The following is a 21,638-nucleotide window of genomic DNA, read 5'->3' on the forward strand; positions in this document are numbered from 1 at the left end:
CACCGTGTTTCTTTCCACTGAACCAGTTTTCAGCGCAGGCGGGGTCAGTCGAGCAGGATCGTGGAGAACGTGGCGATCTGCCGGAAGCCGACGCGGCTGTAGGCGCGGCGCGCGACCTCGTTGTAGTCGTTCACGTACAGGCTGGCGGTGCGACCGGACGCCACCACCGCGTTGGCGATGGCAGCCGTGCCCGCGGTACCGAGTCCGGTGCCGCGATGTTCCGGATGCACCCAGACGCCTTGGATCTGGCCGGTGCGCCGGGACAGCGAACCGACCTCGGCCTTGAACACGACCTCGCCGTCCTCGAAACGTGCCCAGGCACGGCCGGATTCGATCAGGCTGTGGATCCGGCGCCGGTAGCCGCGGCCGCCGTCACCGGCGCGGGGATCCACGCCGACTTCCTCGATGAACATGGCGATCGCGGCACACAGGTAGCGATCGATTTCGTCGGGCCGCACCCTGCGGACATCCGGGTCGGGGGTGGCCAGCGGCGGTTGCGCGAGGGCGAGCAGCGGTTGTTCGCCGCGCAGTTCCCGCTCGGGGCCCCAGTGGTCGGCCAGCATCTCCCACAGCGGCAGCGCCAGTTCGCGGCGCCCGACCACCGAGGACGCGATGCGCGGCCACCGGATCGCCCGGTCCGCGAACGCCCGCAGCGCGTCGTGATCACCGCGCAGCGGGACCAGGTTCGCACCGGAGAAACACAGCGACTCCGACGGGCCGCCTCGACTCCACAGTTCACCCTGCCCACATCGGGCTGTGTCCAGCCCGAATTCCTGGAGCCGGGCGGCGACCATGCACGAGGCCACCGGATCGGCATCCAGAACGCGCAGGACCTGCCCCAGGTCCCGGTTCGCGAGCTGCCGCGCGGGAACATACTTCGCCCTACGCGTCGGCTCCAGCAGACTCCGCACGTTGCTAGCCTGCCACGAATATCGGCGATGTGGTACGGCTATGCCGAACGCAACAGTCCGGGGGTTATCTGTCTGTGACCACCGGTCTCCCGCGCCGGACCGAGCAACGGCCGGGCAGCCGCTCAGCTGACTGTGACTACAGGCTCTCCCGCGCCTGCCGCCTCGCCCATCTCCTCGGCGATGCGCAGCGCCTCTTCGATCAGGGTTTCCACGATCATCGCCTCCGGCACGGTCTTGATGACCTCACCCTTCACGAAGATCTGGCCCTTGCCGTTGCCGGACGCGACACCGAGATCGGCCTCCCGCGCCTCGCCGGGACCGTTCACGACGCAACCCATCACGGCCACCCGCAACGGCACCTCCATGCCCTCCAGCCCGGCACTGACCGCGTTCGCCAGGGTGTACACGTCCACCTGGGCGCGGCCACAGGACGGGCAGGACACGATTTCCAGCTTGCGTGGGCGCAGGTTCAGCGACTGCAGGATCTGATCGCCGACCTTGATCTCCTCGGCGGGCGGCGCGGACAGCGAGACGCGGATGGTGTCGCCGATGCCCTCGGACAGCAGCGCACCGAACGCCACGGCGGACTTGATGGTGCCCTGGAACGCCGGACCGGCTTCGGTGACGCCCAGGTGCAGCGGGTAGTCGCTGCGCGCGGCCAGCTGCCGGTAGGCCTCCACCATGACCACCGGGTCGTTGTGCTTGACCGAGATCTTGATGTCGCCGAACCCGTGGTCCTCGAACAGGCTCGCCTCCCACAGCGCGGATTCCACCAGCGCCTCCGGGGTGGCCTTGCCGTACTTCTCCAGCATCCGCTTGTCCAGCGAACCGGCGTTGACGCCGATGCGGATCGGGATACCCGCCGCGGCCGCGGCCTTGGCGACCTCGCCGACCCGGCCGTCGAATTCCTTGATGTTGCCGGGGTTCACCCGCACCGCGGCGCAGCCCGCGTCGATGGCCGCGAAGATGTAGCGCGGCTGGAAGTGGATGTCGGCGATCACCGGGATCTGGCTCTTGCGCGCGATCGTCGCCAGTGCGTCCGCGTCTTCCTGACGCGGACACGCCACCCGCACGATGTCACAGCCCGAAGCGGTGAGCTGCGCGATCTGCTGAAGGGTGGCGTTGATGTCGTGGGTCTTGGTGGTGGTCATCGACTGCACGGAGATCGGGTGATCACTTCCGACCCCGACATTGCCCACCATCAACTGGCGAGTCTTGCGTCGAGGAGCGAGAACGGCCGCGGGAGCGGCGGGCATCCCCAATCCGATTGTGCTGGTCACCTTCGGCTGCCTACTTTCGTACGTACATTCCGGGCCGTTCGCCATCCGAGCTTAGTCGCGCGCGCCGAACGACCACCCTGTGACGCCCATGACAACGTGCTGTCCCCCAGTGCCCGCGACAGGGTACCGCGTCGCGGGAAACTCAGGGGAACAGGCGGATCGGGTTGACGATATCGGCGACCAACGTCAGCACCATGTAGGCGCCGCCGATCACCACCGCGACGTAGGTCACGGGTAATAGCTTCAGATAGTCCACCGGCGCGCCGGGCGCGAGGCCCTTCCAGCCGCGGATGGTGTTGCGGATCTTCTCGTACAGCACCACCGCCATGTGGCCGCCGTCCAACGGCAACAGCGGCAGGATGTTGAAGGCGCCGAGGAAGAAGTTCAGGCTGGCCAGCACCAGGATGAACACACCCCACAGCCCGCGTTCGGCGGTCTCGCCGCCGATCTTGCTCGCGCCGTACACGCTGACCGGGGTCTCCGGGTCGCGCTCGCCGCCGGTCACCGCGTCCCACAGCGAGGTCACCTTCTGCGGCAGCTGCGCCAGCGATTGGAAGGTACGCACGAACATGTCACCGGTGAACGAGCCAGCGGCCGGGATCGCGCTCAGCACGTCGTACTTGACCGGTCCGTAGACGTCCGCGCCGACGCCGACCGCACCCACCTCACGACCCGCGCCGCCACCCTCCGGGTAGCGCATGACGCGTTCCGGGGTGACCGGGATGGTGAGGATCTGCCCGTCGCGCTCGACCGTGTAGGTGAAGGGGCCGGACTGCTTCTGGGTTTCGGCCTGGAATTCCTTCCAGGTCGAGACCTTCACGTCGTTGACCGACTTGACCACGTCGCCGCGCTGCAAACCGGCGCGCTGGGCCGGGCCCGCGCCGGTGCACGGCTGGGTGGTGCCGTCCGGATTCTGTTGCGGCACACAGCTCATGTTGCCGAGCGCGGTGGCCGGCGGCTGGTCGAACTGCGGCAGGCCCCAGCCGATGGCGAGGACGACCACCAGGATGTAGCCGAGCAGGAAATTCATCGCGATGCCGCCGGACATGACGACCATCCGCTTCCAGGTGGCCTGGCGGTACATGGCGCGGTCGATTTCTTCCGGGCGCAATTCGTCGAGGGCGGTCATGCCCGCGATATCGCAGAAGCCGCCGAGTGGCAGCGCCTTGAGGCCGTATTCGGTGTCACCGCGGCGGAACGAGAACACCCTCGGCCCGAAGCCGATGAAATACCGCCGCACCTTCATTCCGGTGGCTTGAGCGGTCCACATGTGTCCGCATTCGTGCAACGCGATCGAAATCGTGATGCCAAGGGAGAACAGCGCGAATCCCAACGCGTAGACCATGTGTTTTGCAGCCCTCCTGCATTGCGCAGCTCGCCTCGATGAAGTGCGGCCGCCGGATCGGCCGCCCACAAACCCGGCCCGCACATCCCGTCACGGCCGCGAGCACCCCGACCACAGTAACCGGACACCGACCGGCCCTGCGTCCTCAGTGTGCCAGGCAGCGGTCGCCGGGCGCGTCCCGTCCCCCGCCCCCACTCACCCCGCAGACCTTGCATACGCGTCACAGGGTCTACAGCTCCTGTGACACGTTCGCACCGTCTGTGGGATCTGCGTGCGGCTAGGCGTGGATGCGGGCTCGGGTGATTTCGCGGGCCCAGGTGTCGGCGGCCAGTACTTCGTCGAGCGAGTTCGGTTCGGGACGCCACTGGTCGGCGGAGTCGACGGCGGCGGCCACCGCGCGGACGATGTCGGGGAAGCGGATGGCGCCGTCCAGGAAGGCTTGTACCGCAACCTCGTTGGCGGCGTTGTAGACGGCGGTGACGCTGCCGCCTGCCTCCCCGGCCTGGCGGGCCAGCTCGATCGCGGGGAAGACCTTGCTGTCCACCGGCTCGAAGGTCCAGGTCGCGGCTGTGCCGAAATCACAGGCCGCGGCGGCGCCGGGGACACGGTCCGGCCAGCCGAGGGCGAGTGCGATGGGCAGTTTCATGTCCGGCGGGCTGGCCTGGGCGAGAGTGGAGCCGTCGGTGAAGGTGACCATCGAGTGCACGATCGATTGGGGGTGCACGGTGACGTCGATGCGGTCGTAGGGAATGCCGAACAGCAGGTGCGTCTCGATCAGCTCGAGGCCCTTGTTGACCAGTGACGCCGAGTTCAGCGTGTTCATCGGACCCATGGACCAGGTCGGATGCGTCTTGGCCGCACTGGGATTCACCGATTCCAGCATCTCGGCGGTCCAGCCGCGGAACGGGCCGCCCGACGCGGTGAGCACCAAGCGGTCCACCTCCTCGGCGCGCCCGCCACGCAAGCATTGGGCGAGCGCGGAATGTTCCGAGTCGACCGGCACGATTTGGCCGGGCGCGGCGGCGCGAGTGACCAGCGAACCGCCCGCGACCAGCGATTCCTTGTTGGCCAGGGCGAGCCGGGTGCCGGAATCCAGGGTTGCCAGGGTAGGGGCCAAGCCGAGCGAGCCAACCAGCGCGTTGAGCACCACGTCGGCCTCGGTGCGGCGCACCAGTTCGGTCACCGCGTCCGGGCCTGCCAGCGGCACGTCGAGTTGCTGGGCGGCGGCGGGGTCGGCGAGGGCGACGTTGCGCGTCCCGGTGGCCGCCATCTGCGCGGCGAACAACTCGGTGTTGCCGCCGCGTGCGGCCAAGCCGACCACCTCGAACCGGTCGGGGTTGGCGGCGATCACCTCGAGCGCTTGGGTACCGATGGATCCGGTACTGCCGAGGAGCAGGACTCTCACGATGTCGGACACGGGTTCATTGTGGCCCACAAAAAAGTCCACACAACCGGCGTGGCCCGACTTACAACGACGCGCCGTCGTATGTCACGATATCGAGCACTAGTCCCTCGTGTGCGTACCGGAACCCGCGGTACCCGAACCAGCTAAGGAGCGATCGTGGCCGCCACGGAACTCAAACCCGCCAGCACCGAGCGCGGCATCGTCACTCACGTGGACACCGCCGAGGTTCCCTCCGCCGCGTGGGGGTGGAGCGGTGAGTCGCCCCGCACCTTCCGTATCGCGGGCTGGATCGTCGCGTTCTGCCTGGTCGCGATGGTCATCGGCAACCACAAGGGGCATGTCGAGGACATCTTCCTGGTCGGCTTCGCCGCCGCCATCGTTGGCATCCTGGTCCGCGACTCGTACCTGCGCCGTAAGCCTCGCTAGCCAGCGATCGGCCGCCCACCCCCGCGTCGAGCAGCCAACGCGAACGGCACACGCCATACGCGGTGGGCCCCGCCGAATGCCCTGAGATATAACGGCTTTCGCCAGTTCAGGGCGTCGAGTACGGTGTGCGTTCGACAGGTCCGCGACTCATTCGAGTCGCGGACTTTTGCTGCTGACCACACCGTGAGGACCCCATGCCCAACATCTTCGCCACCGCACTACTGACCACCACCGCCACCGCCTCCCTCCTGCTACTCCCCGCCGCCCCCGCCCACGCCCAGTCCGAGGCCTGCAGCGCCGCCATAGCCGCCATCAACGCCGCCATAGACGGCACCCCCGACGGCCAACTCGACGCGGCGACCTTGCAGTCCCTGCACTTCACCCTCACGGCCATCCCCTCCAGCGGCGCCGAGCACGAAGTCATCACCGCCTTCGCAAACGCCCTAGTCGACGAAAACGTCGACAATTTGGACCCCTACACCGACGAACTCAACCGCGTCTGCGCAGCCTGACCCCGCCCCCAGGGCACCGCCGAACGGGACACGACGGAGCGCTTACTCGCGTTTGCCGCCGCCATGTCCCGCTCGACGGCCGGCCGGGCGGGTGGTTCGGTGCTGGGGCAGGGATGGTTGGTGTGGGTTAGTTGGTGCGGGTTAGTTGGCAGTGGCCGGCTCTGCATGAGCGGTGTAATCGGCCCATTGAGATGGTTTGGATCAGGCCGATTGCCCAGCAGGTGGGACAGCCTCGCAGGGCGATGAAGCCGAGGGGGGCGAGTAGCAGGCTTGCCACGCCGGTCCAGGGCAGTAGAGCGAACGCCCCGATCAGCGCGGCGAATCCGATGGCTCCTCGTGCCAGGTGCCGTGGCACGGAGGTGCTGGCGAAGGTCTGGTCGGTTGTCATCCTCGACATCCCGCTCGAGGATCGAGGCCGTCTCGCAACGAGTGCTGGACGGCCGAGCGAGCTCGGTGCAGCCGCGACTTCATCGCCGCGACGCTGAGACCGAGCCGGTCCGCGACCATCCGCCCGCTGTATCCCTGGATATCCCGCATGATCAACACCTGGCGCTGATCGAGCGGCAACTCCGCGATCGCCACGGCCACCCGTTCGCCCTCCAGCCGCTGCATCGCCGCCTCCTCCGCCGACACCATCGAGGCGTCGGGAATCGGCTCGCCACCTCGCGCCATCAGCCGCAACTGCCGCAGACACTCGTTGCGGACAATGCGAAACATCCACGACGCCAAGGCCCCCGACGCGCGCAGTGTTCCGATCTTGCGGTACAGAATGATCAGCGCTTCCTGCGCCGCATCCTCCGCGTCTTCCGGCGATGCACACAGCGAGTAGGCAAACCGCCGCACATGCGGATGCGTACCCGATACCAACGCGGTAATCGACTCCACATCCCCCGCTCGCGCGGCCGCCACCAACTGTTCGTCGGGCCACATAACTTCAGCCACGCGACTGCCTCCACCGCCGCAACACGGCAACACTGCACGCGCACACAAGCACTCCGCCGACAACAATCGCGGCAATGATCACGACAACCTCCCGATCTCGTGCCGACCTTGTTGTCGACACAAGTATGAGAGGAACTGACACCGAAAAAGGATTCACCCGCATCGTGCAGCACCTCGCGGTCAGGGCCACTGGCAGGCGCGCCGCCGAATGGCACACCATCGAGAGCACGGACTTCTGCTGAGCCCCGACGCGTTACCCTCCAACGGTCAGTGATCGAGCTTCGGCAACTAACGCCCTCGGCGCTTCACCGGCTTCTTCTTGGCCGCCGAACTCCTCGTCGTATTCGGACGCCCACCGGCCCGCTTGCCAGCGGACTTCTTCTGCGGCTCAGGACTTTTGGCGCGCGCCGCCGGAGACCGAGAGCTACGTTCGGAACGCCCTCTAACGACGCCGACGAAATCTTCGACCAAGTCGCTGGTGCGAGCTGTCGGCCACGCCAAGGCGATCTCCGTCTCCGCGGTATCGGTGACCGTGCGGTACACCAGGTCGCGGCGGGCGTGCAGCCGGGCAATCGAATGCGGAACAACGGCGACACCCACTCCGGCCGCCACCAGCTCGATGGCACCCGCGACAGTGTCCAGGTCGCTGGCATCCTGCATCCGCTCGTCGGCCAGGTCCGCCATGCTCACCTGGTCGAACACCGAGATCGGATGGTCCTTGGGCACCACAACGACGGGGACCTCCCGATAGAGCGGAATCGCACTCATCCCGTCCCGGTCGATCGGCAGGCGGACGAAGCACAAATCCACCCGCCCTTCCCGCAACGCCGCTTCCTGCTCCCCCATCGGCACCGCCACCACCTCGAGCGAAGTATCCGGAAACCGCTCCCCCCAGATCCGCGTCCACTTCGACACCGTGACACCCGGCACAAAACCGACCCGCAACGCGGCCGGACCGTCCGGCGTCTCCTCGACCCCCGCCTCTTCGGACCGCGCGATCAACTCCCGCGCCTCCCGCAGCAACTCCGCGCCATCCTCGGTCAACTGAGTCGGTTGCGCACCCGGCACAAACAGTTTCGTTCCGAGCTCCCCCTCCAAATCGATCACCGTCTGACTCAACCGCTGCCGCGAAATCTTCAACCCCTTCGCCGCCCGCGCAAAATGCAGCTCCTCGGCAACCGCGACAAACCACCGCAGCCGCGCGATATCGATCGACTCGAACCGGCTCATGCCAGGAACAGTATCGGCACCCGATACGCTGTCTCAGTGAGCCCGGACCAGAACCCGCAGATGATGAAGCCGTTGACCGCAGCCAACAAGCTCGGCATCTACCTCCCTGCGGCCCCCGAGTCCTTCCGGACCACCCCGATCTCCCGCGCCGACCTCGACGCTCTCCGCACCAACCCGCCGGAATGGCTCACCGAACTCCGCCGCACCGGCCCCTTCCCCCGCGACGTCACCGCCCGCAAACTCGGCGTCTCCAACTCCGGCCTGGCCCGCGCCGAAGTCTCCGACGCCCTCACCGCCGACGAAATCACCGCCCTCCTCACCGACCCCCCAGAGTGGTTGATCCGCGAACGCGAAAACTACGCCGAGGTTCTCAAAGAAAACGAACGCATCGCAGCCAAGGAAGCGGAGCGCCGCGCCGCAACCAACAGGCCCGCGAAAAACCGCACCTAGCGCAAGCGTTCTTTGCTCGAGCCTGCTCCGCTGAATTCGCTTCACCACGGGAACCGCGCACAGCACAGGAACTTCTGGTGCAGGCTCTCCAAGGTTCCGCTCGGATCGTCCTCGCGATCCCACACCACCGAAGTTGGCTGATACCTTGCGTATTCGCAGGTTTCGGCCAGTGGGCCAGATCGATGAAGGAGACCTCCGTATGAACCCGGCTGCAAAGCGGCTCACTGGTCAGGGAAGTCGCAGGATCTGGATCGCGATGCTGATCGTGGCTGTGGTGGCGGGTATCGCCGCGGTCGTGTGGGTGAACAGATCACCAGAGCGGCCGCAGGAGGCATCCGCAACTGGTGGCAAGTTCCGGATTTCGACCCGGCTCGACTCCACTCCGGTACCGCGATGGACATTGCGCGCTGCCGACTTGTCCGACAAGCCGGGTGCGGTCCTGCTGTCAGCACCGCAGACCCTGGACCGCTACTACGGCTACGGCTCGCCGATGGACGCCGGGACGATGATCGTCGCCGCAACCGCGGTGCCCGAGCCGGGGGCGGGCGAGAATGCCGGACTGCCCGTCGGACCGGTGCAGCTGCACGGCATCGATCCGGACACCGGCGAGGTGCGATGGACGACCGACGTCGGCGAACTCTCCAGCTGCGATGAGCAGGTATTCGACGGACAGCTCGCCTGCCGCGGCACGCATCGAGTGTTGGTCATCGAGGCTGCGACGGGCGCGGTGCTCGGGGACCACACGACGGACTTCGAGGTCATGGACGTGGCGCTACGTGACGGCGTCGTTTCGGTGGCAGGCCGAACCGCGGACTGGATGACAGCCGTCGTCACCCGAGGGGCCGTTTCCGATATCGCCGCGACCTGGCGGCGGACGTATCCGACACCCGTTCCCGGCGACCCGGTCACTCCCGGTATCGACTCGTCCGCGCGGGACTACTTCCGGGATGGGCACGACCGCGACGTTCGCGTCTACGATCTGCGCACCGGCGAGCCGCTGTTCACCGGACCCGTTGCCTACATGTTCGACGGCGGCATTATCGCTTCGCAAGTGTTCGAAGCCGGCTGGAGCGCGGGAAGGGTCACGCTTCTCGATCGCAATGGCCATCCCATCACCGAGGTCAACAACCCCAGTTTCCTCCTCGAGTGGTACCCGACCGCGACCGCGACACCGCCGCCGATCCTCACCGGCGAAAGTGCCTACGAGCGCACGACAGGCCGAGTCCTCTGGACCAATGCGCAGATCGGCATGGACGAGCCCACCGGACGCACGAGCGCGATACAGGGAGTAGTGAATAACACCGTGATCGTCCGATCGCTCGATGGCTCAGAGCTGACCGGACTCGATCTCACTGACGGACACCGAATCTGGCAGCAGCCGATACCGTTTGCGAACACCTCACGCTATTCACGCTATGACGGCATAACCGACGCAAGCCACCTCATCCTGACCGACGGCACCACAGTGCACGCGATCGATGCCGGAGACGGTTCGCCTGCCTGGTCGATGCCGTTGCCGCCCAGCGGTAGGCCCAGCTTTCGCTCGGCAGTGAAGGCAGTGGGTGGCCGCATGGTCGCGGTGACCGCGCATGAATTCACCGGATACGCTGCGGCATAATGCGACTCGATTATTCCCAGCGTTGAATGTTGCGATGCCCGCCGACAACCGTGGCGGCAGATCGGGATCCAATTCAGTCGAATTATCGGACTTCCGACGGAACCTTTCAATTAGCATCGATCGCCGCCGCTCAGTGAAATTGCACAGCACCTTGTCGGCATCGTCCTGATCACCTGTTGCACCCGCGGAAGTTCCGAATTCCCCACTCCCACACTGGGGAGGTCCGGGTGCGGTCTTTCATGTCATGATTCAACCGGTTGTCCAGACATGGCGGTAGACCGTACGGCCGTCGGCCGGGACATCCTCTCGCACAATAGTTTTCGGTTCTCGTTCGGCTGCGTTCTGCGGGCTGTTCGCCGCGCGCAAACAGCAATATGGGTGTCGCGGTGGACGATTCGCTGACCTGCTACGCGATTCAGTGCATCGGGGACCGACCAACGTCTCCATAGGGAGGACCCCATGCGAAAGAAATATTCGGGGCTCGTCGCGGCGATCGTGAGCGTGCTGATCGGCATATCGACGGTGTTGGTGGCACTGACGAACGCCGCGCCGGCGAACACCGCATCGACCGCCGCGACGTCGGGCGGCGTCAAGGTCGCCTACTACAACCAGTGGTCGATCTACCAGAACGCCTTCTACCCCAAGCACGTCGACACGTCGGGCATGGCGAGCAAACTCGACTACCTGATGTACGCCTTCGCCAACATCCACCCCGTCGATCTGACCTGCTTCGAGGCGAACAAGGCGGCGAATCAGGACGAAAACGATCCGAATGCCGGTGACGGCGCGGGCGATTCGTACGCCGATTACGGTAAGTCGTTCGACGCGTCGAGCAGCGTGGACGGCACCGCCGACGCTTGGAACGACCCGATCGTTGGGAACTTCAAGCAGCTGAAGCAACTGAAGGCCAAGCACCCGAACCTCAAGGTGCTGTTGGCAATCGGCGGCTGGACATACTCGAAGTACTTCTCCGATGTGTCTGCCACCGACGCCGCGCGCAAGAAGTTCGTCTCCTCGTGCATCGACATGTTCATCAAGGGAAACCTGCCGAAACAGAACGGCTTCGGTGGCCCGGGAACCGGCAAGGGTGTCTTCGACGGCTTCGATCTGGACTGGGAGTACCCGGGCGGTGGCGGGCATGTCGGCAATCACGCGTCGCCTGCCGACCGGGACAACTTCACGTTGCTGACGGCCGAGTTCCGCAAGCAACTGGACGCGCAGGGCACGGCCGACGGCAAGCGCTACGGACTGACCGCCGCCGTCGCGGCGGGCCAGGACAAGATCCGGCATTACGAGACGAATAACCTCGGCAACTACCTCGACCTCGTCAATGTCATGACCTACGACATGCACGGTGCGTGGGACGCCAAGGGCCCGACCAACTTTCAGGACCCCATTTACAGTCGGCCGGACGACCCGATGACTCCGGTCCCGCCGGGTAACGGAAAGTACAACATCGATGCGGCGATCAACGCGTGGATCAAGGGCGACAGCTCGTACGGCATCCCGGGCGGGTTCCCGGCGAAAAAGCTGACTGTCGGATTCCCGTTCTACTACCGTGGCTGGACGGGCGTGCCCGCGGGCAATAGCAATGGTTTGTTCCAACCCGCGTCAGGTCCGGCGGCGGGCGGCCCGTACTCCGGAAACGTCCCCGGCATCCGGATGTACAAGGAACTCCTCGGCCTCGTAGACAATCCGTCCAGAACGTTCTTCGATCCCGTAGCGCAGGCCGCCTACTTCTACGACGGCACGAACTGGTGGGGCGGCGACTCGAAGCAATCCATCCAGGCCAAGGTGGACTACCTGCATTGCAAGGGTCTCGGCGGGGCGATGATGTACTCGCTGGAGAACTTGGACCCGGCGTCGACGCTGTTCCATCACCTCGTCAAGGCGGTCGACGGCTCGGCTTCCAACTGCACGCCGCCGACGACAACTCCTACGACCACGCCAACTACGACTCCACCCACGACTACTCCGACCACAACTCCACCCACGACCACCCCGACCACCACGCCACCCACAACCACACCGACCACCACGACTCCACCCAGCGGCACCGGTGTGATCAACGGAGATTTCGAGAGCGGTGCACTGTCCCCCTGGACCTGCACGAACAACCTCGGCTCGATCGTCAGCACCCCGGTACACGGCGGCAAGAACGCCTTGGCCGGCGCGCCGAGCAGTAGCGACAACGCCCAATGCTCCCAGGCGATAACCGTCGAACCAGGCCGCACCTACACCTTGTCGGCGTGGGTGAACGGCAAGTACGTCTACCTCGGCGTCACCGGCTCCGGCACCAGCGACACGTCGAACTGGACCGCGGGAACCGGCGGTGCGTATCAACAACTTTCGACCAAATTCACCACCGGCGCCTCGACCACGAAGGTCACGGTCTGGGTGCACGGCTGGTTCTCCCAAGGGCCGTACAACGCGGATGACATCACGGTGAAGTAGCACTCCGCGAACCCGAAAGGTGGGTCTCGTCTACGAGATCCACCTTTCGTGCGCCGGGCAGACGACGGTCAGCGAACGGCTAGATCAGCCCAAGTCGAAGGCACTGCCTGGCTCGACACATCGGCGATCTCGCGTAACCGTTGCCGCGGTATTCCCAAGCGGCTCAGTTGAATCAGGCCCTGCGCCACCATCACGACGTTCGCGCTGTGCGCCGAGAGAACAGCCTCGTCGATGTCGCCGTTGTCGAGGCGGGCCGCGGCAGACAACCTTTCGGCAACCCCTTCTTCCATGGCCGTGGTGGTCCTGGCGCCGATGCTGACAACCTCGGGGATCCGGCCGCTCAGCTGGGCAATGCTATTGAGCATCAGGCAGCCGCGCCGATCCGGTTGCGCGGCACAGTCATCGATGATCGCCTGAAAGAGCGTGCGCACGGCGGCACGCGCCGAGCCGGGCGCGGACCCGATCACCTCGCGCACGAAGCGGGCGCGGCGCTCGCAGTAGCGTTCGAATGCCGCGAGGAACAAGCCCCGCTTGTTGCCGTAGGCGGCGTAGATACTGCCGTTGCCGACGCCGGTCCTGCGCGAGACGTCCTCCACGGACGTGTCGTCGAAACCCTGCGACCAGAACAGCTCGGTGGCGGCGTCGAGCAGGTCCGATTCGTCGAACTGTCGTGGCCGTCCCATGGGCTCACCGTACCAATCGACCTGCGATATCGCCCACAGCGCTTGTTCTGGAGGCACGCCTCCACAATAATGGTTGACATGGCCCCTAACTTCGCTGAGCAGCCCCGCCGACGGGTGGGCATTCTGGTGTTCGACGGCGTCAAGATGCTGGACTTCGTCGGCCCGGCAGAAGTGTTCGTGGAGGCCAACCAGACGGTGCCCGGTTACGAGGTGGTCCTGCTCTCGGCCGACGGCGAGAACGTGCAGACCTCGATCGGCGCGCGGATCGAAGTGAGCGCCGCGGCCGCCGACGCGGGGCGTTTCGACACGGTCGTGATCCCCGGCAGCGAACTGCCACCGACAAAGTTCGTGACACCCGAGTTGATCGCCGCGGTGCGGCATCTGTCGTGGAATACCCGCCGTTTGGCGTCGATTTGCAGTGGCGCGTTCGCCCTCGCCGACCTCGGCCTCTTCGACGGCAGACGCGCGACCACGCACTGGAAATTCGCCGCCGACCTGGCGCGGCGCTACCCCTCGGTGGTGGTGGAACCGGACGCGATCTTCGTGCGCGACGGAAACCTGTACAGCTCGGCCGGTGTCGCGGCGGGTGTCGATCTGGCGCTGGCACTCGTCGAGGAGGACTACGGCGCCGACGTCGCCCGCCGGGTCGCGCAGTTGCTGGTGGTCTACATGCAGCGTGCGGGTGGGCAATCTCAGTTCTCGGCGTCGCTGAGCGGACCGGCGCCGCGCAGCCCGCTCGTCCGCAAGGTTGTCGACCTGATCTGCGCGGATCCGGCGTTCCCGCATACGGTTCAGACCTTGGCCGACCATGCCCGGGTCAGCGTCCGGCATCTGACCAGGCTGTTTCGCGCGGAGCTCGAACGTTCGCCCGCCGAGTATGTCGCGTTCATCCGTTTCGGGGTCGCCAGGGACATGTTGCACGCGGGGCACAGCGTCACCGAGGCCGCGATGGTCGCCGGATTCGGCAGCAGCGAAGCGCTCCGCCGGGCGTTCGTGGCGAGGCTCGGCATTTCGCCGCGCAAGTACCAGCAGCGTTTCCGGTCCACCGGCTCGACCGCCGCCCTCGAATCGGTCGCGGCCGCCGTGTCCTGATCAGGGGCTTTTGCGGCCCATGGAGAGGGGCGCCGCAAGGGTTGCTAGCCGGAAACTGAGTGCGGCGCAGCGCCATTCACGGCGAAGTGCCCATTCACATCGATCCGAGCGATCGAGGAAGGAACACCATGTCCGCAGCGACCACCATTGTTCTCGTACACGGCGCTTTCGCCGATGCCGCCAGCTGGCACCCGGTCACCGAGCGGCTACTCGCCCGCGGGCACCGCGTCGTCGCACCGCCGGTGTCCAACCGCAGCCTGACCGCGGACGCGGCCTATATCCGGTCGTTCGTCGAGCAGATCGATGGACCGGTGCTGCTGGCCGGGCATTCCTACGGCGGCGCGGTGATCACCGTCGCCGGGGTCGCCGACAACGTCGTCGGCCTGGTCTTCGTTTCGGGCTATGCCCTGGACGAGGGCGAGAGTCTGGGTGAACTGCAAGGCGGGTTCGCGGACTCCGACCTTGCGGCCAACCTCGTCTACACGCCGTATCCGATCGGTAGCGGCGAGCACGGAACCGATGTCTCCGTCGATATCGACGCCTTCCCCGAGGTCTTCGCGGCGGGCCTCGATATCGCCAAGGCTCGAGTGCTCGCGGTCTCCCAGCGGCCACTGTCGGCGATCGCGTTCAACGAGCCCGCCGCCGCGGCGGCGTGGAAGACCAAGCCCGGCTGGGGAATTGTGTCGAGTGCCGACCGCACCATCAATCCGGAAGTCGAACGGTTCGGTTACCAGCGCGCGGGGCTGCGGTCGGTAGTCGAGATCGACGCACCGCACCTGGTCATGCAAACCCATCCCGACGAGGTGGTCGCCGTCATCACCGACGCCGTCGCGGAGCTGTCCTGATCCCTCGAAACAAGCTGAACCCCACTACATCTACCCCCTATCGGAAGGAACGACGATGACCGGAAACCCGCTGGGAATCGCACTGGAGCAGGCGGCACAGGAGTTCGTCGACGCGACCTCGCAACCACCGTTCCTCTACCAATTGCCGCCGGAAGAGGGCCGCAAGGCGGTGGATTCGGTGCAGGATTCGCCGACCTACAAGCCGGAGATCGACGAAGAGTGGGTCACCATCGAGGGCGGCCCGACCGGCTCGGTGCGGGCCCGGATCGTCAAGCCACAGGGCGCCACCGAGGTCCTGCCCATCATCGTCTATACCCACGGTGCCGGTTGGGTTTTCGGCGATGCGCACACACACGATCGGCTGGTGCGCGACCTCGCCGTGGGCGTGCACGCGGCGGTCGTGTTCCCCGAGTACGACCGATCGCCGGAGGTGCGTTACCCGGTGGCCAACGAGCAGTCCTACCGTGTCGCCCAGTGGGTTACCACCGATGGCGCGGAGAAGGGGCTCGATCCGTCGCGCATTGCGGTCGCGGGTGATTCGGTCGGCGGCAACATGGCCATCGCGCTCACCCTGATGGCCAAGGAGCGCGGTGACGTCTCGTTCGCGCAGCAGGTGCTGTTCTATCCGGTGACCGACGCCAACTTCGACACCGGCTCATACCAGCAGTTCGCCACGGGGTACTTCCTGACTCGCGCAGGCATGCAATGGTTTTGGGATCAGTACACCACGAGTGAGGAAGACCGCGCGCAGATCACCGCTTCGCCGCTGCGGGCCACCACCGAGCAGTTGTCCGGGCTGCCGCCCGCGCTGGTGATCACGGGCGAAGCCGATGTGCTGCGGGATGAGGGTGAGGCATTCGCGGGCAAGCTGCGTGCCGCGGGCGTTCCCGTGATCCAGGCACGTTACGGGGGGATCATCCACGACTTCGTGATGGTCAATTCGATGCACGACACGCATGCCGCCAAAGCTGCTGTGGCACAGGCCGTTGCGGTGCTCCGGGGTGCCTTACATATCGCGTGATCAGAGCCCGCTAACTCGAACCGAAAGTAGGTATTCGTGAGTACCGAATCCACCATTGCGCCCACCATCGTGCTCGTCCACGGCGCGTTCGCCGATTCCTCCAGCTGGAACGGCGTCATCGAAAAGCTTCGCGCACAAGGATATTCCGTTATCGCTGCGGCTAATCCGTTGCGCGGCCTCGCCAACGACGCCGCCTACATCGGCTCGGTCCTCGATACCATCGATGGCCCGTGCGTCCTGGTCGGTCATTCCTACGGTGGCAGCGTCATCACCGTCGCGGCCGCCGCGAAGACGAACGTGACAGCGCTCGTCTATATCGCCGCCTTCATACCCGCCGAGGGCGAAAGTGCGCTGGAGTTGACAGACAAGTTCCCCGGTTCCACGCTCGGACCAACTACCCGTCCGGCGCTGTACCCGCTCGCCGACGCGAACACGGGCACCGAACTTTATATCCGCCAGGAGGAATTCCCGGCGCAGTTCGCCGCCGACGTCCCCGCCGAAATCGCCGAACTGATGGCCGCCACCCAGCGGCCTGTCGCTCTGGCCGGATTGCAGGAACCGGCCGCCGCGGCGGCATGGCGGACGATCCCCGCCTTCGCCCTGCTCACCACCGAGGACAAGAACATCCCCGTCGCGGCACAACGGTTCATGGCGGACCGTGCGGCCGCCCACACCGTCGAGGTGTCGGCCTCGCATGCGGTCGCGGTCTCCATACCGGGTGCGGTGAGTGACCTGATCGCGTTGGCGGCCAACAGATAGGCGAGTTCCGCACGGGTCGCCGACGACGCGCCGACACTCAGTCAGACGATTTTCGCTGAGTGCTCGGCGCGTTGCGGCGGCCCGTCTCGCTACTTCGACAAGCCCAGCACCGATCGCACAGATCCACCGCTCGTAACCGTCGAAACAGCCGTCGGCACAATCCCTTTGAACAAAGCAATCACGTCGAGGACGAAACCGGTTCGGGTGACGCCCGATCGACGTAACGCCGACCCGTGGTCGATGGCGACAACCACCGCGGCACCGACCAGCACGAGCCACCACAGCAACACCGGCACCAGCCGCGCCGGGCGTGCGGTCGGCGCGAACGCGGCACGCAGCCGTTGGCAGTGGAACGGGACGTGCCGCAATTCGTCGTTCAGGATCAACCCGGCAACCTGGCTGGTCAACACGTCGTCGGTGCCGTCGCGCAGCGCACGGTAATAGCGCAGCGCGACCACCTCGGCGACCATCAGCACCATCAACTCCAGCCGCAAACCGAGCGCGCGGCGGAGCCGGACGAAGACCGCGTCGCTCCAATGACCGGAAATGGTCGGCCACTCACCGGCATTCAGGAGCAGCGCCAACATCCGAGCGTGATTGACTTCCTCCGCCACGAATAGGCGCACCGCGGCGGCATACACCGGGTCGCCCGCGGCTTCGGCCTTGGCGATCAAATTCGCCCCGTCCCCGCTCTCACCGACCTGGAACCGCTGCACACTGCGAGCGACAGCCGGATCGAGAACCGCCCCTCGGCTCCAGTCGGGATCGCCCGCCGAGGCTCGCGCGAGCACTTTCGCTTCGAATTCCGTTGTCCATCGCGAGAACTCGCTCGATTCCTGCACGCTGGCCTCCATGCCCATCAGCTCGCCGCCCTGCCCTTCCTGAACTCTTGGCGGCCAACCTAGCCACCGGTTGTGCAGGTCCGAGGTCGCAAACGTGGAGATCCTGTGGAGAGATCCAGCATGGATGGCCCATGTGCACGATCCGTGCACCCCAGGGTCTCCGGGATGGAACTTCTTCGCGCCTGGCCGCCAATGACTGGAGGGATTTTTCGACAGCTCGGTTATCCGGCGGCTGTTCACGGTCGAACTTCGGATACTCGACGCCTACCTGCCCGTATTTCGCGAGAGGACAACGGCTTTGAGTAATCAGAAGAACGTGACGGTGGTCGAGGGGTTCGTGCCGGTGATCGACCTGTCGGACCGGCACAGTGCCGCGGGGCGTAGAACTATCGCCGAGGCGATCGGACATGCGTGCGCGACTTCGGGGTTCTTCACCATCGTGGGTCACGGGGTGCCGAGGGAACTCATCGACCGCATGTGCGCGACGAACCGGGAATTCTTCACGTTGCCCGACACGGCGAAAGACTCCGTCGCCCACCGGCCGGGCGTGTCCGGGTTCCGGCGCCTCGGCGGGTCGACCGCTCATAGTTTGGACAAGCAGACACCGCCGGACCTGTGTGAGGTGTTCTCGGCGCACGTGACCGGCGATTTGAGCGATCAGGAACGCGCCGGACTCGGCGACGACTGGGCCTCCTGGAAATTGGCGAACGTCTGGCCGACGGTGCCCGCCGACTTCGCGGACACCTGGCGCGAATACCTCGCGGCACTGACGCAATTGGCGGGCGACCTCATGCGCTTGTTCGCGCTGGCACTCAACCTCGAGGAAAACTTCTTCGACGACCTCTTCGACCGCCATGTCTCCTCGGTGGCGGTCAACTACTACTTCCCGCAACGAGAAGCGCCGCTGCCGGGACAGCTGCGGCGCGGCGAACACACCGATTGGGGCAGTCTGACCATCCTCTACCAGGACACCGACATCGGCGGTCTCCAGGTGCGCGACGGCGGCGGTCAATGGCGTGACGTCCCCGCGAATCCCGGCGGCTTCATCGTGAACATCGGCGACCTGATGTCGCTGTGGACCGCGGGTCGATGGGTGTCGACCATGCATCGAGTGGTCAACCCGGAACGCGGAAACGCGTCGTCCCGCTTGTCGATTCCGTTCTTCTATCTACCCAACCACGATGCGGCCATCGACCCGATCGGGGCCTTCGCGGACCGGGGCGCTCAGGACCACTTCGGTGTTGCCACTGCCGGACAATGGATCTCGCGAAAGATGCAGAAGACCTTCGCGGCAGATCCCCACGACTACCAATCGGCTGACTGAACCCGCACCGCAAGAGCACTTCTCGGGCCGCGCGCACCGACTCCGCGCGGCCCGCACCGGGTCTGGCCGCATGACGAAATCGCACGCACCGTGTCAACCGCCGGGAAGTGGGCATTACGGCCGGTGAAGAAGTGAGGAACCATGAGCATATTCCGAAGTGCGAGCAGTTATCGGCGACGTGGTCGGGTCGGCACCGTGCGGCGCGGCCGGGGACGGTCCGGCGGATATCGGCGCTGGGGTCGACGGTCCGGTGACTGGCGGCAGCGCAGGTCCACGAGTTCGGGCGGGTTGGAGGCGGCCGCGCGATTCGGATTCATCGCGCGCGGTATCGCCTACATCGTGCTCGGCATCATCGCGTTCATGCTGGCGGTCGGCACGGCCGAGCACGAACCGGACGGCGGCGGGGCACTCGCGGCGATCGCGAGCAAACCGCTGGGATATCTGCTGCTGTGGATCCTGCTATTCGGCTTCGCCGCCTTGGTGGTGTGGCGAGTGACCCAGGTGGCCAGTGCTCGGCGAACGTATTCGGGCGGGCACCGGGCCTACGCCATCGTGTCCGGAATCGTCTATGCGCTAGCATTTTTGGGCACCCTGCGCTACGTGGTGCACGGCCGGACACCGAAGCCGAGTGACGCCATCGCGCGCGATCTGACCGCCCGCATATTGAGCTGGGACGGCGGACAGGTGGTCGTTCTGCTGATCGGCCTCGCCATCCTCGCCTTCGGAATCTGGCAGACGATACGAGGCCTCAGACTCGAATTCGTCGATGATCTTCGAATGGGCTGGATGACCCGCGGCTCACGTGGGGCCGTGATCTGGCTGGGCCGCATCGGCTACGTCGCGCGAGGTGCGATAGTCATCGGCATCGGACTCGCCGCCGTCGTAGCGGCGCTGAACTACGACCCCGCCGACGCCAAGGGCATCGATGCGGTCCTGCACGATTTCGCCGGAAACCCCTTCGGCCCATGGCTTCTCATCCTGATCGCCTTGGGCCTGATGGCCTTCGGCGCCTTGTCCTTCCTGGAAGCCAAATACCGCAGAACCTACGGCGGCGTCCCCGTCTGAGTAGTCCCCTATCGATCTGATCGAACCGCGCCGCCGATCTCAGAGAGGCCCTGCACTCTTCACAGGGTGAACTGCCCTTGCGAGGGGTGTGCGAAGGCTCTGTGAAACGCTAGTGCCACGCCTGATGAGAGCCGTGGTTTCCGCGCTGGAGGTTTGGCTGCGGTGGGTTGGTCCTGCGTGTACAAACGTGGATGGGTGTAGCTAGCAGCGCGAGGTGACTATGTGGAAGATCTGTCGGACCTGTGCGGTCGAGCACGATGATGCGGCGCAGACCTGTCGTATCTGTGCGGACGAACGACAGTGGGTGCCCGCCGAGGGGCAGCAGTGGACCACTCTCGACGAGCTTGCCGCGGCAGGTCACAAGGTTGCGGTGCGTGAGCTGGAGCCGGATCTGTTCGGCTTGACGGTCGAGCCGCAGTTCGGCATCGGACAGGAATCGCATCTGCTGCGCACCCCGGCGGGAAATCTGCTGTGGGACCTGACCGGCTATGTCGACGAGGACGCCGCGCGCCGGGTCCTCGAACTCGGCGAAGTCGTCGCCATCGTGCCGAGCCACCCGCACCATTACGGCGTGCAGGTGGAGTGGAGCCGGGCGTTGGGCGGCGTGCCGGTGCTTGTCGCCGAACCTGACTTCGAGTGGATCGCCCGGCCCGACCCGGTGATTCGCCCATGGTCCGGTCAGCTCGATCTGCTACCGGGCATCACCCTGCGCCAGTTGGGCGGACACTTTCCGGGCAGTGCGGTGGCCCACTGGGCAGCCGGGGCCGGGGGCAAGGGAGTGCTGTTCAGCGCGGACACCATCCACGCCAACCCGGACCGCAAATCGGTCACCTTCATGCGCAGCTACCCCAACCGCATCCCGCTGTCGCCCGCCGTGGTGGAGCGCGTCACCCGTGCCGTCGAAGAGTTCGAGTTCGACCGCCTCTACGACAATTTCGGCAAAATCATCGACGGCGACGCCCGCGCCACCGTCCGTCGCTCTGCCGACCGCTATATCGGCTGGGTGCGTGGGGATTTCGACCATATGACCTGAGAACCTTGCTCCATCAACAACATTCACGCCTGGTCACCAAGGCGGCCGCTCAGTGGAAAGGCCACACGCCCACCGAACTGATCGCGCAGTTGCGTGCATGCGCGAGCTCGGCTCGGCGGGCGCCCGGTGCGGCACCGGTGGATCCGTTGGTCGACATCATCGTGCACGGGCAGGACATCGCCCGCCCACTCGAACGAAATTGGCAGACCCCTACCGAGCGGGTCGCCGCCGCGCTCGATCACGTAGTCGCCAGCCGGTTCTATGGTGCGCGGAAACGGTTGCGCGGTGCCCGGTTGACCGCGACCGACACGGACTGGACCTACGGAGACGGACCCGAGGAGATCCACGGGTCTGTGACCGACCTGCTGCTCGTCGCGACAGGCCGTCAGGCTGCGTAGCTA

General features: G+C 65.9%; 21 protein-coding genes. 13 read left to right on the forward strand and 8 right to left on the reverse strand.

The annotated features are described in order from the left end of the window. Window positions 1–44: 44 nt before the first annotated feature. The 4 genes from KV110_RS29835 to dxr form a co-directional block, all read right to left on the reverse strand. Complete coding sequence (locus KV110_RS29835) at window positions 45–911, reverse strand: GNAT family N-acetyltransferase (RefSeq protein ID WP_218470525.1); 867 nt, start codon at window positions 909–911, stop codon at window positions 45–47. Between the two features lie 122 nt (window positions 912–1,033). Beyond that, complete coding sequence (ispG, locus tag KV110_RS29840; RefSeq protein WP_218470526.1) at window positions 1,034–2,191, reverse strand: flavodoxin-dependent (E)-4-hydroxy-3-methylbut-2-enyl-diphosphate synthase; 1,158 nt, start codon at window positions 2,189–2,191, stop codon at window positions 1,034–1,036. Between the two features lie 142 nt (window positions 2,192–2,333). Then, on the reverse strand, window positions 2,334–3,536 hold the full coding sequence (locus KV110_RS29845) for a M50 family metallopeptidase (protein WP_218470527.1): 1,203 nt from the start codon (window positions 3,534–3,536) through the stop codon (window positions 2,334–2,336). A gap of 277 nt (window positions 3,537–3,813) precedes the next feature. After that, window positions 3,814–4,953: a 1-deoxy-D-xylulose-5-phosphate reductoisomerase gene (gene dxr / locus KV110_RS29850; RefSeq protein ID WP_218470528.1), complete on the reverse strand. Its 1,140-nt coding sequence runs from the start codon at window positions 4,951–4,953 to the stop codon at window positions 3,814–3,816. A 144-nt stretch (window positions 4,954–5,097) separates the two neighbouring features. Between dxr and KV110_RS29855 the strand changes: the two genes are divergently transcribed. Next, window positions 5,098–5,367, forward strand: coding sequence for a DUF2631 domain-containing protein (locus tag KV110_RS29855; RefSeq protein WP_218470529.1), 270 nt, complete (start codon window positions 5,098–5,100; stop codon window positions 5,365–5,367). Window positions 5,368–5,561: 194 nt separating this feature from the next. Further along, window positions 5,562–5,879 (forward strand): hypothetical protein, encoded by a 318-nt coding sequence (locus KV110_RS41885; protein WP_281427692.1) that lies wholly within the window; start codon window positions 5,562–5,564, stop codon window positions 5,877–5,879. A gap of 384 nt (window positions 5,880–6,263) precedes the next feature. On the opposite strand, the gene KV110_RS29865 is transcribed toward KV110_RS41885, so the two are convergent. Together KV110_RS29865 and KV110_RS29870 are read right to left on the reverse strand one after the other, a co-directional pair. Further along, window positions 6,264–6,821: an RNA polymerase sigma factor gene (locus KV110_RS29865; protein ID WP_218470530.1), complete on the reverse strand. Its 558-nt coding sequence runs from the start codon at window positions 6,819–6,821 to the stop codon at window positions 6,264–6,266. Window positions 6,822–7,109: 288 nt separating this feature from the next. Next, window positions 7,110–8,051, reverse strand: a complete 942-nt coding sequence (locus KV110_RS29870; protein WP_218470531.1) for a LysR family transcriptional regulator — start codon at window positions 8,049–8,051, stop codon at window positions 7,110–7,112. A gap of 36 nt (window positions 8,052–8,087) precedes the next feature. On the opposite strand from KV110_RS29870, the gene KV110_RS29875 reads away from it, so the two are divergent. From KV110_RS29875 to KV110_RS29885, 3 genes are all read left to right on the forward strand, one after another. Continuing rightward, window positions 8,088–8,501: a DUF5997 family protein gene (locus KV110_RS29875; RefSeq protein ID WP_218470532.1), complete on the forward strand. Its 414-nt coding sequence runs from the start codon at window positions 8,088–8,090 to the stop codon at window positions 8,499–8,501. Window positions 8,502–8,700: 199 nt separating this feature from the next. Then, on the forward strand, window positions 8,701–10,119 hold the full coding sequence (locus tag KV110_RS29880; RefSeq protein ID WP_218470533.1) for an outer membrane protein assembly factor BamB family protein: 1,419 nt from the start codon (window positions 8,701–8,703) through the stop codon (window positions 10,117–10,119). A gap of 459 nt (window positions 10,120–10,578) precedes the next feature. Further along, window positions 10,579–12,573, forward strand: coding sequence for a glycosyl hydrolase family 18 protein (locus KV110_RS29885; RefSeq protein WP_218470534.1), 1,995 nt, complete (start codon window positions 10,579–10,581; stop codon window positions 12,571–12,573). Window positions 12,574–12,641: 68 nt separating this feature from the next. On the opposite strand, the gene KV110_RS29890 is transcribed toward KV110_RS29885, so the two are convergent. After that, the gene (locus KV110_RS29890; protein ID WP_218470535.1) at window positions 12,642–13,256 is read right to left on the reverse strand and encodes a TetR/AcrR family transcriptional regulator; all 615 of its coding nucleotides are present in this window, start codon (window positions 13,254–13,256) and stop codon (window positions 12,642–12,644) included. 78 nt (window positions 13,257–13,334) lie between these two features. Between KV110_RS29890 and KV110_RS29895 the strand changes: the two genes are divergently transcribed. From KV110_RS29895 to KV110_RS29910, 4 genes are all read left to right on the forward strand, one after another. Continuing rightward, window positions 13,335–14,348, forward strand: coding sequence for a GlxA family transcriptional regulator (locus KV110_RS29895; RefSeq protein ID WP_218470536.1), 1,014 nt, complete (start codon window positions 13,335–13,337; stop codon window positions 14,346–14,348). A gap of 128 nt (window positions 14,349–14,476) precedes the next feature. Next, window positions 14,477–15,193, forward strand: a complete 717-nt coding sequence (locus KV110_RS29900) for an alpha/beta fold hydrolase (RefSeq protein WP_218470537.1) — start codon at window positions 14,477–14,479, stop codon at window positions 15,191–15,193. Between the two features lie 55 nt (window positions 15,194–15,248). After that, a complete protein-coding gene (locus tag KV110_RS29905) occupies window positions 15,249–16,214 on the forward strand; it encodes an alpha/beta hydrolase (RefSeq protein ID WP_218470538.1) in 966 nt (321 codons plus the stop codon). Between the two features lie 36 nt (window positions 16,215–16,250). After that, window positions 16,251–16,973 carry an alpha/beta fold hydrolase gene (locus tag KV110_RS29910; protein WP_246634072.1) on the forward strand — a complete coding sequence of 241 codons (723 nt, stop codon included), beginning with the start codon at window positions 16,251–16,253 and terminating at the stop codon, window positions 16,971–16,973. Between the two features lie 89 nt (window positions 16,974–17,062). Here KV110_RS29910 and KV110_RS29915 read toward each other — a convergent pair whose 3' ends face one another. After that, window positions 17,063–17,815, reverse strand: a complete 753-nt coding sequence (locus KV110_RS29915; protein WP_246634073.1) for a ferritin-like domain-containing protein — start codon at window positions 17,813–17,815, stop codon at window positions 17,063–17,065. 298 nt (window positions 17,816–18,113) lie between these two features. Between KV110_RS29915 and KV110_RS29920 the strand changes: the two genes are divergently transcribed. The 4 genes from KV110_RS29920 to KV110_RS29935 all read left to right on the forward strand — a co-directional run bounded on the left by KV110_RS29920 (window position 18,114) and on the right by KV110_RS29935 (window position 21,635). Next, the gene (locus KV110_RS29920) at window positions 18,114–19,139 is read left to right on the forward strand and encodes an isopenicillin N synthase family dioxygenase (protein WP_218470540.1); all 1,026 of its coding nucleotides are present in this window, start codon (window positions 18,114–18,116) and stop codon (window positions 19,137–19,139) included. A 141-nt stretch (window positions 19,140–19,280) separates the two neighbouring features. After that, window positions 19,281–20,204 (forward strand): DUF1206 domain-containing protein, encoded by a 924-nt coding sequence (locus tag KV110_RS29925; RefSeq protein WP_246634074.1) that lies wholly within the window; start codon window positions 19,281–19,283, stop codon window positions 20,202–20,204. Between the two features lie 220 nt (window positions 20,205–20,424). Beyond that, a complete protein-coding gene (locus KV110_RS29930; RefSeq protein ID WP_218470541.1) occupies window positions 20,425–21,237 on the forward strand; it encodes an MBL fold metallo-hydrolase in 813 nt (270 codons plus the stop codon). Between the two features lie 5 nt (window positions 21,238–21,242). After that, a complete protein-coding gene (locus KV110_RS29935) occupies window positions 21,243–21,635 on the forward strand; it encodes a maleylpyruvate isomerase family mycothiol-dependent enzyme (protein WP_246634075.1) in 393 nt (130 codons plus the stop codon). The last annotated feature ends 3 nt before the right edge of the window (window positions 21,636–21,638 follow it).

This window comes from Nocardia iowensis (assembly GCF_019222765.1).
In the GTDB taxonomy this organism is placed as follows: domain Bacteria; phylum Actinomycetota; class Actinomycetes; order Mycobacteriales; family Mycobacteriaceae; genus Nocardia; species Nocardia iowensis.

What these genes read in the sequence shown, in the direction of transcription:
- KV110_RS29845 (WP_218470527.1), bottom strand. Translation starts at nt 3,536, where the DNA reads ATGGTCTACGCGTTGGGATTCGCGCTGTTCTCCCTTGGCATCACGATT.
- KV110_RS41885 (WP_281427692.1), top strand. Translation starts at nt 5,562, where the DNA reads ATGCCCAACATCTTCGCCACCGCACTACTGACCACCACCGCCACCGCC.
- KV110_RS29870 (WP_218470531.1), bottom strand. Translation starts at nt 8,051, where the DNA reads ATGAGCCGGTTCGAGTCGATCGATATCGCGCGGCTGCGGTGGTTTGTC.
- KV110_RS29880 (WP_218470533.1), top strand. Translation starts at nt 8,701, where the DNA reads ATGAACCCGGCTGCAAAGCGGCTCACTGGTCAGGGAAGTCGCAGGATC.
- KV110_RS29885 (WP_218470534.1), top strand. Translation starts at nt 10,579, where the DNA reads ATGCGAAAGAAATATTCGGGGCTCGTCGCGGCGATCGTGAGCGTGCTG.
- KV110_RS29890 (WP_218470535.1), bottom strand. Translation starts at nt 13,256, where the DNA reads ATGGGACGGCCACGACAGTTCGACGAATCGGACCTGCTCGACGCCGCC.
- KV110_RS29895 (WP_218470536.1), top strand. Translation starts at nt 13,335, where the DNA reads ATGGCCCCTAACTTCGCTGAGCAGCCCCGCCGACGGGTGGGCATTCTG.
- KV110_RS29900 (WP_218470537.1), top strand. Translation starts at nt 14,477, where the DNA reads ATGTCCGCAGCGACCACCATTGTTCTCGTACACGGCGCTTTCGCCGAT.
- KV110_RS29905 (WP_218470538.1), top strand. Translation starts at nt 15,249, where the DNA reads ATGACCGGAAACCCGCTGGGAATCGCACTGGAGCAGGCGGCACAGGAG.
- KV110_RS29925 (WP_246634074.1), top strand. Translation starts at nt 19,281, where the DNA reads ATGAGCATATTCCGAAGTGCGAGCAGTTATCGGCGACGTGGTCGGGTC.
- KV110_RS29930 (WP_218470541.1), top strand. Translation starts at nt 20,425, where the DNA reads ATGTGGAAGATCTGTCGGACCTGTGCGGTCGAGCACGATGATGCGGCG.